Annotated in this window: 9 protein-coding genes and 1 pseudogene; 3 read left to right on the top strand and 7 right to left on the bottom strand. The window is 71.6% G+C overall.

Annotation, left to right across the window (positions count from 1 at the left end):
* Window position 1: 1 nt before the first annotated feature.
* Window positions 2-2,410, bottom strand: a complete 2,409-nt coding sequence (locus WA675_RS17020; protein WP_336085538.1) for an MFS transporter — start codon at window positions 2,408-2,410, stop codon at window positions 2-4.
* A 323-nt stretch (window positions 2,411-2,733) separates the two neighbouring features.
* A pseudogene (locus WA675_RS17015) lies at window positions 2,734-3,120 on the bottom strand (Sir2 family NAD-dependent protein deacetylase); the annotation flags it as partial.
* 121 nt (window positions 3,121-3,241) lie between these two features.
* Here WA675_RS17015 and WA675_RS17010 point away from each other — a divergent pair.
* Both WA675_RS17010 and WA675_RS17005 read left to right on the top strand, forming a co-directional pair.
* Window positions 3,242-3,691, top strand: a complete 450-nt coding sequence (locus WA675_RS17010) for a hypothetical protein (RefSeq protein ID WP_336085537.1) — start codon at window positions 3,242-3,244, stop codon at window positions 3,689-3,691.
* 105 nt (window positions 3,692-3,796) lie between these two features.
* Window positions 3,797-4,132, top strand: coding sequence for a hypothetical protein (locus WA675_RS17005; protein ID WP_336085536.1), 336 nt, complete (start codon window positions 3,797-3,799; stop codon window positions 4,130-4,132).
* On the opposite strand, the gene WA675_RS17000 is transcribed toward WA675_RS17005, so the two are convergent.
* The 5 genes from WA675_RS17000 to WA675_RS16980 form a co-directional block, all read right to left on the bottom strand.
* On the bottom strand, window positions 4,110-4,976 hold the full coding sequence (locus WA675_RS17000; protein ID WP_336085535.1) for an acyl-CoA thioesterase domain-containing protein: 867 nt from the start codon (window positions 4,974-4,976) through the stop codon (window positions 4,110-4,112). The genes WA675_RS17005 and WA675_RS17000 overlap by 23 nt on opposite strands.
* 61 nt (window positions 4,977-5,037) lie before the next feature.
* Complete coding sequence (cobN, locus tag WA675_RS16995) at window positions 5,038-8,823, bottom strand: cobaltochelatase subunit CobN (RefSeq protein WP_336085534.1); 3,786 nt, start codon at window positions 8,821-8,823, stop codon at window positions 5,038-5,040.
* Window positions 8,824-9,063: 240 nt separating this feature from the next.
* Window positions 9,064-9,552 carry a hypothetical protein gene (locus WA675_RS16990; RefSeq protein WP_336085533.1) on the bottom strand — a complete coding sequence of 163 codons (489 nt, stop codon included), beginning with the start codon at window positions 9,550-9,552 and terminating at the stop codon, window positions 9,064-9,066.
* A 139-nt stretch (window positions 9,553-9,691) separates the two neighbouring features.
* The gene (locus WA675_RS16985) at window positions 9,692-10,996 is read right to left on the bottom strand and encodes a MerR family transcriptional regulator (protein ID WP_336085532.1); all 1,305 of its coding nucleotides are present in this window, start codon (window positions 10,994-10,996) and stop codon (window positions 9,692-9,694) included.
* A 33-nt stretch (window positions 10,997-11,029) separates the two neighbouring features.
* Entirely contained in the window at window positions 11,030-11,707 is a 678-nt protein-coding gene (locus WA675_RS16980) for a hypothetical protein (protein WP_336085531.1), read from the bottom strand.
* A gap of 328 nt (window positions 11,708-12,035) precedes the next feature.
* Between WA675_RS16980 and cobG the strand changes: the two genes are divergently transcribed.
* Complete coding sequence (gene cobG, locus WA675_RS16975; protein ID WP_336085530.1) at window positions 12,036-13,244, top strand: precorrin-3B synthase; 1,209 nt, start codon at window positions 12,036-12,038, stop codon at window positions 13,242-13,244.
* Window positions 13,245-13,344 lie beyond the last annotated feature (100 nt).

The following is a 13,344-nucleotide window of genomic DNA, read 5'->3' as shown; positions in this document are numbered from 1 at the left end:
GTCAGCGCCGGTGTATCGATTCCTCGGTGTCGTAGCCGAGGGTGACGTCGTGGGTGATCTCGCCCCGGGTGACCGAGACCTGGCTGGCGATCGGCGGGTAGCCGCGGGCCACGACGGTGTACTCGCCCTCGGGCAGGTCCGGCACCAGGTAGCGGCCCTTCTCGTCGGTGCGGGTGGTGGCCGCCTGGTCGCCACCGGCGTCGAGCACGGTGATCTGCACGTCGGCGACGGGACGGTCACCGTCGACCCAGGCCGAGCCGACCAGGATGGCCATCGGCTCCAGATCGATGTCGTGGTGCAGGGAGCCGGTATCGGGCACGGTCAGCGCGACCGCGGCCGGGCGCATGTGGTCGGCCACCGCGACCAGCGTGTAGGTCCCGCTGACGACATCGCGGCACACGTACACCCCGTCCTCGCCGGTGATGGCCGCCCCGACGACATCACCCTCCGCGTCGGTGAGCGTGATGGTCGCCCCGAACAGGGGCTCGCCCCGGCGCGCGGACCGCACCACACCGGTGAGCTCTCCTGCCCCGATGAGCATGAGGTCCACGTGCTGGGCGCGCTCGCCCATCGATACGCTCACCGCCTCGGGCTGATGTCCCGGCGCCGCGGCGATGAGCACATAGTTGCCGGGCTCCGGCGCCTCGATGACATACGCGCCGTCGGCATCGCCGCTGCCGCGCGCGACCTGCCGCCCGTGCTGGTCGATCAGGGTGAGGATCGCCGCCGACACGGGCCGCGCGTCATCGCGCCGCAGCAGGCCCGCGATCACCCGGCCGGTGGCGGCGGGCCGCAACTGCCCCGCCATCTCCTGGGCATCGTGCAGGCTCACATCGCGCAGCAGCGTGGCCTCGGCGTCCTCGCCGGGCACCGGATCCTCGCGCAGCGGGATCTCTTTCATGAACACCAGCACCAGGCACGCCACCACGGCCAGGTCGGCGGCCAGGAAGAACACGCTGTGCATGGCGTCGGTGAACCCGGTGAGGATCGGGATGCGCAGCTCGTCGGGCAGCGCGGCGATCCCGCTGGTATTGCTCTGCAGGGCGGCGAGCTGCTCGGCGTCGAAACCGGCGGGCAGGTGGCCGCCGAAGGCGCCCAGGATGGAGCCGGGCAGCCGGTCGAACAGGACCGTCAGGAACACCGCGACGCCGAGGGTGCCGCCGAGCTGACGGAAGAAGGTCGCCGCCGCGGTCGACACCCCCATCTCGGTGCGCCCCACCGCGTTCTGCGCGGCGATCACCAGCGTCTGCATGCAGCCACCGAGCCCGAAACCCATGATGGTGCTGTAGGCCAGCGGCTGCCACAGCGGCCCGTCGAAGTCCACCCGGGCGAACAGCGCGCAGCCGACCGCCAGGATGAGCGCGCCCAATACGGGCAGCACCTTGTAGCGGCCGCTCGCCTTGGTGATCAGGCCCGACAGCTGCGAACCCACCATGATTCCCAGTACCAGCGGCAGCATGAGCAGCCCCGCCTCGGTGGGCGAGAACCCCCGCACGACCTGCAGGTACTGCGGCACCATGGTGATCGCGCCGAACATCGCGACACCCACCAGGAAGCCGCCGAGGATGGCGATGCTGAACGTCGAATTGCGGAACAGGCGCAGCGGGATCAGCGCCGCGTCCTTCATCAGATACTCCACCAGCAGGAACAGCAGCAGGCCCGCCACGCAGATGCCGTAGCAGAGCAGCGATTTCTGCGAGGTCCAGCCCCACAGGCGCCCCTGCTCGGCCACGATCAGCAGCGGCACCACACCCACCACCAGGGTCGCCGCGCCGAACCAGTCGATCCGGCTGGGTCGGCGCACATGCGCCACGTTCAGCACCCGCGCCACGACCAGGAACGCGATCACGCCCACCGGCACGTTCACCAGGAACACCCAGCGCCAGCCCTCGATGCCGCCGAGACTCTCGTAGCCGGACAGGAATCCGCCCACCACCGGTCCGAGCACCGTCGCGATGCCGAACACCATGAGGAAATACCCCTGGTAGCGGACCCGTTCGCGGGCGGGCACGATATCGCCGACGATGGTGAACGCCAACGACATCAGCCCGCCAGCGCCGATGCCCTGCACCGCCCGGCACCCGGCCAGCTGGTACATGGTGGTGGCGAAGCAGCAGGCCGCCGAGCCGATCACGAACACCGCGATGGCGATCAGATAGAACGGTTTGCGGCCGTAGATGTCGGCGAGCTTGCCGTAGAGCGGCGTGGTGACGGTGGCGGTGATCAGATACGCCGTTGTCGCCCAGGCCTGTTCGTCGAACCCGTCGAGACTGTTCGCGATCCGCACGATCGCGACGCTGACGATGTTCTGGTCGAGCGCGGCGAGGAACACCCCCAGTAGCAGGCCGGACAGAATGGTGAGTGTCTGGCGGTGCGTGAGGCGTGATTCGGCAACGGCGGTATCGGTCATGGAAAAGCCCTGGTTCTGATCGGCTGGCAAGTGGGGGTCGATCATTCGGCCCACACGAGGGCCGACAACCCCGCTGCGAGGAAAACATCGCGCCGCGGGTGGAACTCTTCATGCACTGGTGCGCCGAGCTTACCCACGCCGCGTCCGGGCCCCGCACGGAGGGATCAAGTGACCGCCGATTTCACCCCGCATCGACCACTGCCCGCGAGCGGGCCGGACCGTTCGGCGAGGGCGCGTTCAGCACCCGGCGGCAGGAGCTGCGAGGTCCGGTGCCGGTGCGGCGGTCAGCCGATCGGCCAAGGCGCACAGCGTTTCCGAGCAACCCGCGTCGATGCGTAGGTGCCGTGCAGGTCGATCACCCGGCGCGCGCCCGCCTTGGTGTGCAGCAGATCCACGTTCTGCGTGATGACCCCCGCGACCACGCCCGCGCGTTCCAGGCGCGCGAGGGCCCGGTGCCCGGGATTGGGGCGGGCGGCGTCCATGCGGCGCCAGCCGAGGTGGTTGCGGGCCCAGTACCGCTGCCGGAACTCCGGGTCACCGACGAACTGCTGATAGGTCATCGGGTTCCGCGGCGGCGAGCCGGGACCGCGGTAGTCGGGAATGCCGCTGTCGGTGCTCAGGCCCGCACCGGTGACCACCACGATCCGGCGCCCGGCCAGCAGGGCGCTCGCGCGGCGCAGCGCGGTGCCGTCCGGGGTGGAGTCCGCCATGGCCCCACTCTACGAGCGCCCGGCGGCACTGCCCGAACACGCCGGGGTGGAGTTGCGCGGTGGTGCGCCGCGGCGACATGATGACTCGTCCGCGCGCAGATCGACCGTCAGGGGAAAACCCGTGTCCGACAACGACGAACACGGCCGCGGCGCGCTCAATGCCGCCGTCGACGCGACCATCATCGCCGTGCGCCGGATGTTCTATGTCCTCGGCACGGACATCGATCGCAGCGAGGGGCCGATCGAGTTCACCTTCCACGACGGGTCGACGCTGCTGCTGGACGCCGGGCTCGACGGCGAGGAGCTGCGGATCGGGGTGGCGCCGTGGCGGGACCCGTTCGAGCCGCTGGTCGACCCGGTCAATATCGAGTACGTGGCCGCGTCGGGCAAGTACACCGCCTTCGACGTCACCGACGAGGATCCGTATGTCGTGCTGACCGGGGCCCGCGTGGAGGCGGTGTCGGTGATCTCGCTCGCCGACGGCCGTCCGCGCGCCGCGACGCTGTATCTGACCGGGGGCATGGTGAAGGTCGAGACCGTCGCCGACGAACTGCTGGTCACCCTGGCTTGACCGGTCCGGGGAATCGCCACCGAACGGGTGGATCTGCGCGGGGCGGGGCCGCTCGAGGCAGCATGGCACCGGCAGGCCGGTGCGGGACGGGGAAAGGTGACGCGGGTGGAGCAGGTCAGGTGGCGGGCGGGCTGGGGTGTCGGGCTCGGGGTGTTCGTGGCGGTGTTCGTGCTGGTCCCGGCGACGTTCGCGGTGCAGAGCGCCTGGCACGTCCCGGTACCGCGGCCGGTAGCCTTCGCCGAACTCGAACCGATCGCCACCTCGTTCTGGCTCAGCTGGGCGGCCACGCTGGCGGTGCTGCTGATCCCGGCCGTGGTGCTGGCCCTGCTGCCACCTGCCCGGCTGCTCGCGCTGGGCTATCTGCTCGCCACCACCGCGGTCGGCACGGTGCTGTGCGCGACCACGGTGGGGCTGGCGTTCAGCGGGCTCGATCCGGTGTGACCGGCTGCCCGGCGGCCAAGATGGTGTCGGCCAGTTCGTCGATCACCGCGCCGCGGATCTGGTGCCGCTCGTTGGCCAGCGCGGTGGTGGTGCAGATCCCGAAGGCGCCCTGCTCGTCGTAGAGCACCGCGGCGCCCGCGGCGATCCCGTCGTCGCTGAGGTGGCTCTCCGCCTCGATGCCCATGTCGACCCCGATCGGCATGCGCGAGAACGTGATCGAGACATCGGTATTGATGAAGCCGATACCCTCGGTGCCCCAGTTGGTGACCAGGCTGGTCTGCTCGCCGGTCATGGCGGCGAAGCAGAACGGCGAGGCGGGCTCGCCGTCGACGACGGGGATATTGCGCACCCACTTGCGCTTGCGGGTGTCGTTCTGGTGCTCGGTCATCTTCGGCGACCAGCCCTCGGCGTGGCCGTCGCTGCCGAACAGGTGCATGGCCTCGTCGATCCGCGCCAGCGCGCTGGCCGGGGGCAGCGGCCGGTCGCGGTCGGGTCGCCACACCTCGCCCGGGGGCTGGTTGGAGCGCGCGAGCAGCAGCGCGCTGCCCCGCACCACCACCGCGTCCTCGGCGCGCAGCTCGAGCGAGACCGCGCGCACCCGCTTCCCGTCGCGGATCACCTCGCTGACGACCGTCAGCGGCACGGCGGGCACCGCCCGGTGCAGGTCGACGGTCAGGCGCGCCGGGACGAAGCCGCCGGTGCAGTAGCGCCGCTCGACCTCGCGCGCCAGCAGCCCGCACACCGGCGGCCCGGACAGGGTGTTCGGTGCCCACAGGCTCATCGAGAACGGAGTCGGCCGGAAGACGCCGTCGACCTGCGTGAAGTACGCCGGAGAGTTACTCATCGACACCCTTTCTTACACTGTAATACGTTCACAGTAGAACGCATTCCAGTCCGGCGGCAAGCTACTCCAGCTCGCCCTCGGTCTCCAGGTAGATCTGGCGCAGCCGGTCGAGGGTCTCCTGCTCGGGCTGTTCCCAGAGCTCGCGCTCGGCGGCCTCGAGCAAGCGCTCGGCGATCCCGTGCAGCGCCCACGGGTTGGACTGCTCCATGAACTTGCGGTTGACCTCGTCGAAGACGTAGCTCTCGGTGAGCTTCTCGTACATCCAGTCGGCGACCACATTGGTGGTGGCGTCGTAGCCGAACAGGTAGTCGACGGTGGCGGCCATCTCGAAAGCGCCCTTGTAGCCGTGGCGGCGCATGGCCTCGAGCCAGCGCGGGTTCACCACGCGGGCGCGGAAGACCCGGGCGGTCTCCTCCGACAGGGTGCGGGTGCGCACGGCGTCGGGGCGGGTGGAGTCACCGATGTAGGCCTCGGGGTTCTTGCCGGTCAGCGCGCGCACGGTGGCGACCATGCCGCCGTGGTACTGGAAGTAGTCGTCGGAGTCGGCGATGTCGTGTTCGCGGGTGTCGGTGTTCTTGGCCGCCACCGCGATCCGCTGGTAGGCGGTGCGCATGTCGTCGGCGGCGGGAGCGCCGTCGAGGTCGCGGCCGTAGGCGTAGCCGCCCCAGGTGGTGTAGACCTGCGCGAGGTCGTCGTCGGTGCGCCAGCTCTTGGAGTCGATGAGCTGGAGCAGACCCGCGCCGTAGGTGCCGGGCTTGGAGCCGAAGATGCGGGTGGTGGCGCGGCGGGTGTCGCCGTGCTCGGCCAGATCCGACTGGGCGTGCGCGCGCACGTAATTGGACTCTGCGGGCTCGTCGAGGTCGGCGACCAGGCGCACCGCGTCGTCGAGCAGGGCCAGCACGTGCGGGAAGGCGTCGCGGAAGAAGCCGGAGATGCGCACGGTGACATCGATGCGCGGGCGGCCGAGTTCGTCGAGGGCGATGACCTCGAGGGAGGTGACGCGGCGGCTGGCCTCGTCCCAGACCGGGCGCACGCCGAGCAGGGCCAGGACCTCGGCGATGTCGTCGCCGGAGGTCCGCATGGCCGAGGTGCCCCACACCGACAGGCCCACCGACTTCGGGTACTCACCGTGGTCGCTCAGGTAGCGGGCAAGCAGCGATTCGGCCATGGCCTGACCGGTTTCCCAGGCCAGGCGCGAGGGGACGGCCTTGGGATCGACGGAGTAGAAGTTGCGGCCCGTCGGGAGCACGTTGATCAGGCCGCGCAGGGGGGAACCGCTGGGACCGGCGGGGATGAAGCCGCCGTTCAGGGCGTGCAGGACGCGAGCGATCTCGATGCTGGTCTCGCGCAGGCGGGGGACGACCTCGGTGGCGGCGAAACGCAGGACGGTCTTGACCGCGTCCAGGCGCGCGGTCTCGTCGTCCGAGAACGCAGTCCCGTTCGCGGTGGCACCAGCAGCAGCGTCGGCGGGAGCCGCAGCGGTGGCGGCTGCAGCGGAGTCGACGGCCACGGCATCAGCGTCAGCGGTGGCGGCGGGCGGGTTGGTCGTGGCGGGGACGGCGGCGGTGGTCGCGTGACGGTCGCCCCCGGCGAGGACGGCGGTGGCGTAGTCGCCGACCAGGGTGTCGACGGCGTCCACCGACCAGTCCGTGGCCTGGAGGGCGGCGAGGAGTTCGCGGGCGCGCGCCTCCACCAGGTCGACCCGCTCGCGGGCTTCGTCACCGGCTTCGCTGAGGCCGAGGGCTTCGCGCAGGCCGGGGACGTTCTGCTCGCCACCCCACAGCTGACGGGCGCGCAGCATGGCCAGCACCAGGTCGAGTTCCATCTCGGCCTCGGGGGCCTGGCCCAGGATGTGCAGGCCGTCGCGGATCTGGACGTCCTTGATCTCGCAGAGCCAGCCGTCGACGTGCAGCAGCATGTCGTCGAAGACGTCTTCTTCGGGGCGTTCGGCCAGGCCCAGGTCGTGGTCCATCTTGGCCGCGCGCATGAGGGTCCAGATCTGCTGGCGGATGGCGGGCAGCTTGGCCGGGTCGAGGGCGGAGATATTGGCGTGCTCGTCGAGCAGCTGCTCGAGGCGGGAGATGTCGCCGTAGCTCTCGGCGCGGGCCATCGGCGGGATCAGGTGGTCGACCAGGGTGGCGTGGGCGCGGCGCTTGGCCTGGGTGCCCTCGCCCGGGTCGTTGACCAGGAACGGGTAGATCAGCGGCAAATCGCCCAGGGCGGCGTCGGTGCCGCAGGAGGCGGACATGCCCAGGGTCTTGCCGGGCAGCCATTCCAGGTTGCCGTGCTTGCCGAGGTGGACCATGGCGTCGGCGGCGAAGCCGTCGGGTGCCTGCAGCCAGCGGTAGGCGGCCAGGTAATGGTGGCTCGGCGGCAGGTCGGGGTCGTGATAGATGGCGACCGGGTTCTCGCCGAAGCCGCGGGGCGGCTGCACCATGAGCACCACATTGCCGAAACGCAGGGCGGCGATGACGATCTCGCCGTCCTTGTCGGCGGAACGGTCGACGTAGAGTTCGCCGGGCGGCGGGCCCCACGCCTCGACCACGGCCTCGCGCAGGTCCTCGGGCAGCGACTCGAACCAGCGGGTGTAGGTGGCGGCGCCGATGCGGATCGGGTTGCCCTCGAGCTGTTCGGCGGAGAGCCAGTCGGGGTCCTGGCCGCCCGCGGCGATCAGGGCGTGGATGAGCGCGTCGCCGTCGCCCTGGTCCAGGCCGGGGATCTCGCCGGGTGCGCCGAGGTCGTAGCCCGCGGCGCGCAGTTCGGTGAGCAGGCGGATGGCCGAGGCGGGGGTGTCGAGGCCGACGGCATTGCCGATGCGGGCGTGCTTGGTCGGGTAGGCCGAGAGCATGATCGCGATGCGCTTGTCGGCGGCCGGGATGTGGCGCAGGCGCGCGTGGCGCACCGCGATCCCGGCGACGCGGGCCGCGCGTTCGGCGTCGGGCACGTAGGTGGACAGGCCGTCGGCGTCGAATTCCTTGAACGAGAACGGCACCGTGATGACGCGGCCGTCGAATTCCGGCACCGCCACCTGGGTGGCCACATCGAGGGGGGACAGGCCGTCGTCGTTGCCCTCCCACTGGGCGCGACCGCTGGTCAGGCACAGGCCCTGCAGGATCGGCACGTCCAGGGCGGCCAGCGCGGCCACGTCCCAGGCCTCGTCGTCGCCACCGGCCGAGGCGGTGGCGGGCTTGCTACCACCCGCGGCGAGCACGGTGACCACCAGCGCGTCGGCGCGGCCGAGCAGGGCGAGCAGTTCCGGTTCGGCGGTGCGCAGCGAGGCGCAGTAGACCGGCAGCGCGCGGGCGCCCTTGGCCTCGATGGCGGTGCACAGCGCGTCGATGTAGCCGGTATTGCCCGCGAGGTGCTGGGCCCGGTAGTAGACCACCGCGACGGTGGGGGCGTGCGGTTCCAGGATGCGGGCCGAGCGCTCGAGCTCGCCCCAGCTCGGCAGCTGCACGGGCGGTTCGAAGCCGTGGCCGGTGAGCAGCACCGTGTCGGAGAGGAAGTGGTGCAGCTGACGCAGGTTCTCCGCGCCACCGGCGGCGAGGTAGTTGTGCGCGTCGGCGGCCACGCCCACCGGGACCGTCGAGCATTCCATCAGCTCGGCGTCGGGGGCGATCTCACCGCCGAGGGCGACCATCGGCACGCCGCTCGCCCGGATCGCGTCCAGGCCGTCCTCCCAGGCGCGTTTGCCGCCGAGGATGCGCACGATCACCAGGTCGGCGCCGTCGAGCAGCTCCGGCAGGTCCGCCACGAGCAGCCGGGCGGGGTTGCCCCACCGGTACTCGGCGCCGCTCGCGCGCGCGCTCAGCAGGTCGGTGTCGGAGGTGGACAGCAGCAGGATCACAGGGTGAGACCTTCCTCGGGTGACGCGCCCAACGGGGTGGTTGTCGTGTGCTCGCCGGAGAGGGTCTGGCTGTTCACAGTGGCGCGACCGCACCGGATTTCCACCGGTTTCCTCGACGCCCGCCGAGCATCACGATGGTAACGGCCCCACCCTCGCCGCAACTTTCCAGCCCGCGTCCCGTTCCCGGACAGACGATCACCACGCTCCGGCGACGGCGTCGCCCGAGCGTGGTGATCGTGATCAGTGCGTGGCGCGCCGGGCCGTGTCCCCGGCGGCGACGGCGGTGGTGAGTTCGTCGAGGGCGCGGCGGATGGTCGTGCCGTAGGCGTCGTCGGCGAGGGTGTCCACGCGGGCGCGGGCGGCGTCGAGATGGTGCGCGGCGGCCGGGAAGACACCGAGGCGGCGGAAGTTGTCGGCGAGGTTGAGGTGCAGGGACGGGTAGAACCCGGCCACCCGCAGGCCCGCGTGGTGGGCGCCGAGGCGGTCGTCGGTCAGGGCGTCGGCGGCGTCGAGCGCGCGAATGTCCCAGGTGAGCGCCTCGGCCGGATGGTCGTGGAGGTCGGCGAGGTAGTGGGCGAGGGTGCAGCGGTGCAGGGGGTCACCGGTCGGGCCGATCTCGGACCACAGGGCGACGAGGGCGGCGCGGGCGGAATCGGTATCGCCTGAACGAGATTCGGTGACGGCGGCGGTGATGCGGGCCATGATGGGGTCGGTCGTGGAGGTGGTCATCGTGCGCCTTTCGGTGGAGGAGTGAGAGATGGACTGCGCTGCGGGTGATGTCCGGATTCGCGCCGCCCGACGGAGCTAGGGTGTGCGCTACGCCCGGTGTGGGCCGTACCTGACGATGGCGTGGCGCTCCCGTGGCCGGTTAGCTCGTGGTGGGCTGCTCGGCGGATGCCGATCGGCGCGGCATGGCGAGGGTGAGGAGGGTCCCGTTGTCGGCGGAGCGGATGCGGGCCGGTTGGTCGGGGGCGATGAGGTCGAGCATCAGGTCCGGTCCCACCGCGCCCGCGACCGCCGGATAGAGGGTGGTCACGGCGAAGTGGATCGTCATGGCCGGTCCGGTGACGGCCGCGGCGAGGCTGTGCTCGAACTCCCCGTCGCTGATCCGGACCCTGCCCGGGCCGAGGCTCAACGTCACCGTCTCCGCCTGCACCGATTCCAGCACCCCCACGAGCGCGGACCGCGACAGGACCACCCGCACCCGCACCGGGGGCAGCGCCGTCAGCATCGCCCGGTAGTCGGGGAATTCCCCGGCCGAATACCGGCACCGGCGCACGGATTCGGGACCGATTCGATCGGCGCGCACGGTGTTTCGATCCACCTCGATGCGCGCGACGTCAGCACGACCGCTGCCGCCTGGTCCCGGTCCACCTGAGTCGGCGACACCTGCCACGCCTGCCACGCCGACCGCGCCTGCCACCCTGGCCGCGCCAGCCGGGTCGGTCGGGTCGGTCGGGTCGGCCGGGTCGGCCGGGTCGGTCGGGAAGGGTGTCTCGGCAGTGGTGAAGAGCAGGCCGGTGGCGTCGGGTCGGAGGGTGATGGTGGGTTGTCGGCGGAGCCAGGACAGCATTGTTCGCAGGTCCGCGGCGTCGACGGTGATCGACCAGGGGGTGGCGGGGGCGGCGTCGACGCGCACGGTGCGGGTGGACAGGCGGTAGCGGTCGGTGGCGGTGAGGGTCAGGTCGGTGGTGCCCGCTTCGAGATGAATGCTGTCGAGGACCGGGTGGACCGGGTCGGTGAGGGTCGCGGTGGACACCTGGTCGAGGGCGGCGGCGAGGATCGGCCCGCGCAGCCGAAGCGCCGCCGGGGGCGTGGCGGCCGGTGCGGGGTTCGCAGGCACTGCGGCGCGGGCGGCGTCGGCGGCCTCGCGCAGGGTGGCGAGGTGCTGATCGAGGGCGGTGAGGTGGGCGTCGACGAGGTCGGCGGCGCGGGCCGGATCGGGTTCGGCGAGGACGGCGCTGACGGCGGGCAGCGGCATGTCGACGGCACGCAGGCGGCGGATCACCGCGGCGGTGGCGGCCTGGTCGGGCGTGTAGTAGCGGTAGCCGGTGGCCTCGTCGACGACGGCGGGGACGAGGACCCCGGCGTCGGCGTAGAAGCGCAGGGCGCTGGCGCTCAGTCCGCAGAGGCGGGCGAAGGCGCCGATGGTGATCAGCTCGGAATCGGGCACCGGCTGATCATGGGGTTTCGAGCGGCTCGAAGGTCAAGCGCGTTCGCTCGGACCGGTGCCGCGCGCGACCATCTCCGGCGACCCGGTGCCCAGATTGCGGTAGACATTGGCGACCACCATCTGCCCGAGCGCGTTGTTGCCCACGCCGCCGATGACCGCGCCGATCCCGGCCGGGATGATCGTGCCGAACAGCAGCAGCGTGCGTTTGACCAGGTAGTTGACGATGAACCGCTTGGCCGGGGAATCGGGCATGCTCGCCAGCCCGGGGATGTGGTCGGTGACCACGCCGAGCCACTGGCCGGTCTTGTGACCCGCGGTCTCGTCGAGCAGCTTGGTCCCGGCCTCGCCGAGCACCACCTTCGAGACCAGCCGCGCCTGGCGCGGGTCCTCGGGGTCGAGCCGGTACGCCGCCGCGGCGCCGACCGACAGCACCGACGAGGCTTCCAGGAACACGGCGGTGTCCACGCCGGTGGCGGCCAGGCTCAGCAGGGTGCCGACCCCGGGCACGGCGGCGGTGAGGCCGACGGCGACACCGCTCGCTGTCACGACCACCAGATACTGGCGGGAGAGCCGTTTCAGCAGATCCACCGGTTCGTCCTCGGGATGCCGCGTCGTCAGCCAGTCGACATACCGTCCGACCACGGGCGCCTGGGCGTGTGCGAGCCGATCGAGTGCCGGAACGAACCGTTTGTCCACGAATTCACGCAGCATGCGACGACCTCCTGGAGTGTGCGACCCGGCGCGACGGACTCCCGTCCACCATAGGTGACCGCACCCCACCCGCCTTCGGTCCACACCGCTCGCGCGCCGAAGTGCCCGCACGCCCGCCCCACACAACCCCGATCGCAGGCAACCCGAGAGCGCGCACCGAGCCGACCGACAGCACGCCGCAGCTCGCGGCCGGGCGCTCGTCCCGCTCTCCGCCAGGTGTGCGGTGATACCCGCGCACGTCGGACTGCACCAGCTCCCGGCGAACCGTAGGCGACCGACCCGGCCGCACCGTGGGGCCCAGCCGGGCGGGTCGTAGGCTGGAGAAATCATGACCAGGAGCACTCCCGATTCTTGCCCCGGCGTGCTGCGCCTGCACCAGGCCGCCGACGGCCCCCTCGCGCGCATCCGGGTCCCCGGCGGGCGGCTCAGCCCCACCCAGCTCCAGGCGCTGGCCGAGGCCGCGCGTGAGCTCGGCAGCGGCGATCTCGAGCTGACCTCGCGCGGCAATATCCAGCTGCGGCAGGTGCGTGACCCCGCCGAACTCGCGTCACGGCTCGACGCCGCCGGGCTGCTGCCCAGCGCGACCCACGAGCGGGTGCGCAATATCGTCGCCTCGCCGCTGTCGGGCCGGGTCGGTGGTTTCGCCGAGGTGCACGGGCTCGCCGCCGACCTCGACACCGGACTCGTCGGCGACCCCCGGCTGGCCGACCTACCGGGCCGGGTGCTGTTCACCCTCGACGACGGGCGCGGCGATGTGAGCACCCTGCGCGGGGATATCGGCGTCCAGGCGGTGGCGGCCGACCGGTTCGCGCTGCTGCTGGCCGGGACCGACACCGGTATCCGGGTCGGCGCAGGCGAGGCGGTCGAGGTGATGCTCGACGCGGCCCGCGGCTTCCTCGACCTGCGCGGTACCGGCGAGACCGGGCAGTGGCGGTTGCACGAGATTCCCGGCGGGGTCGAGCGGGTCACCGAGACGCTGGCGCACTCTCCCGTCGGCACACCGCTGGAACTCGGTGCGACACACGAGATCCCGATCGGCTGGCTGGACCAGGACAACGGCCTGGTCACCCTCGGCGCCGGGGTGCCGCTGGGCCTGCTCGCGGCGCGCACCGCCGAATTCCTGGCCGCCGTCGAACATCCCGTGTACCTGACGCCGTGGCGCAGCGTGGTCCTCACCGATCTCGACGAGGGCCCGGCCGAGACCGTGGTGCGGGTACTGGCCCCGATGGGGCTGATCTTCGATGCCGCGTCGCCGTGGTTGCGGGCCAGTGCGTGCGCGGGGCTGCCCGGGTGCGCCAAGTCGCGCACCGATGTCCGCGCCGATCTCGCCGCGGCCGTCGATGCAGGCCGGGTGCTGCCCGGGGACACGCGGACACCGGTGGACGTACTGGTGCCGACGGCGGAAGTCACCGTGGCGGGCCGCCAGCACTGGTCCGGGTGCGAACGCCGCTGCGGCAGGCCGACCGGCCCGGTAACCGACGTGATCGCCACCGACGAGGACCACTACCGCCTCGAGCGCGTCGACCCACCGAAGTGAACAGCGCTGTGGCACAGAACCATTCGCCGTAGCCGCCGGTCGCGACCACCGACGCTGCCCGGCCACCCGGAATTCGGTCGACACGGCATCCCGGCGCTCC

Origin of the sequence: Nocardia sp. SSK8, assembly GCF_037034205.1 — a bacterium.
Taxonomy (GTDB): domain Bacteria; phylum Actinomycetota; class Actinomycetes; order Mycobacteriales; family Mycobacteriaceae; genus Nocardia.
The sequence above is the reverse complement of the archived record's forward strand: the minus strand, read 5'-3'. Positions and strand labels throughout refer to the sequence as shown.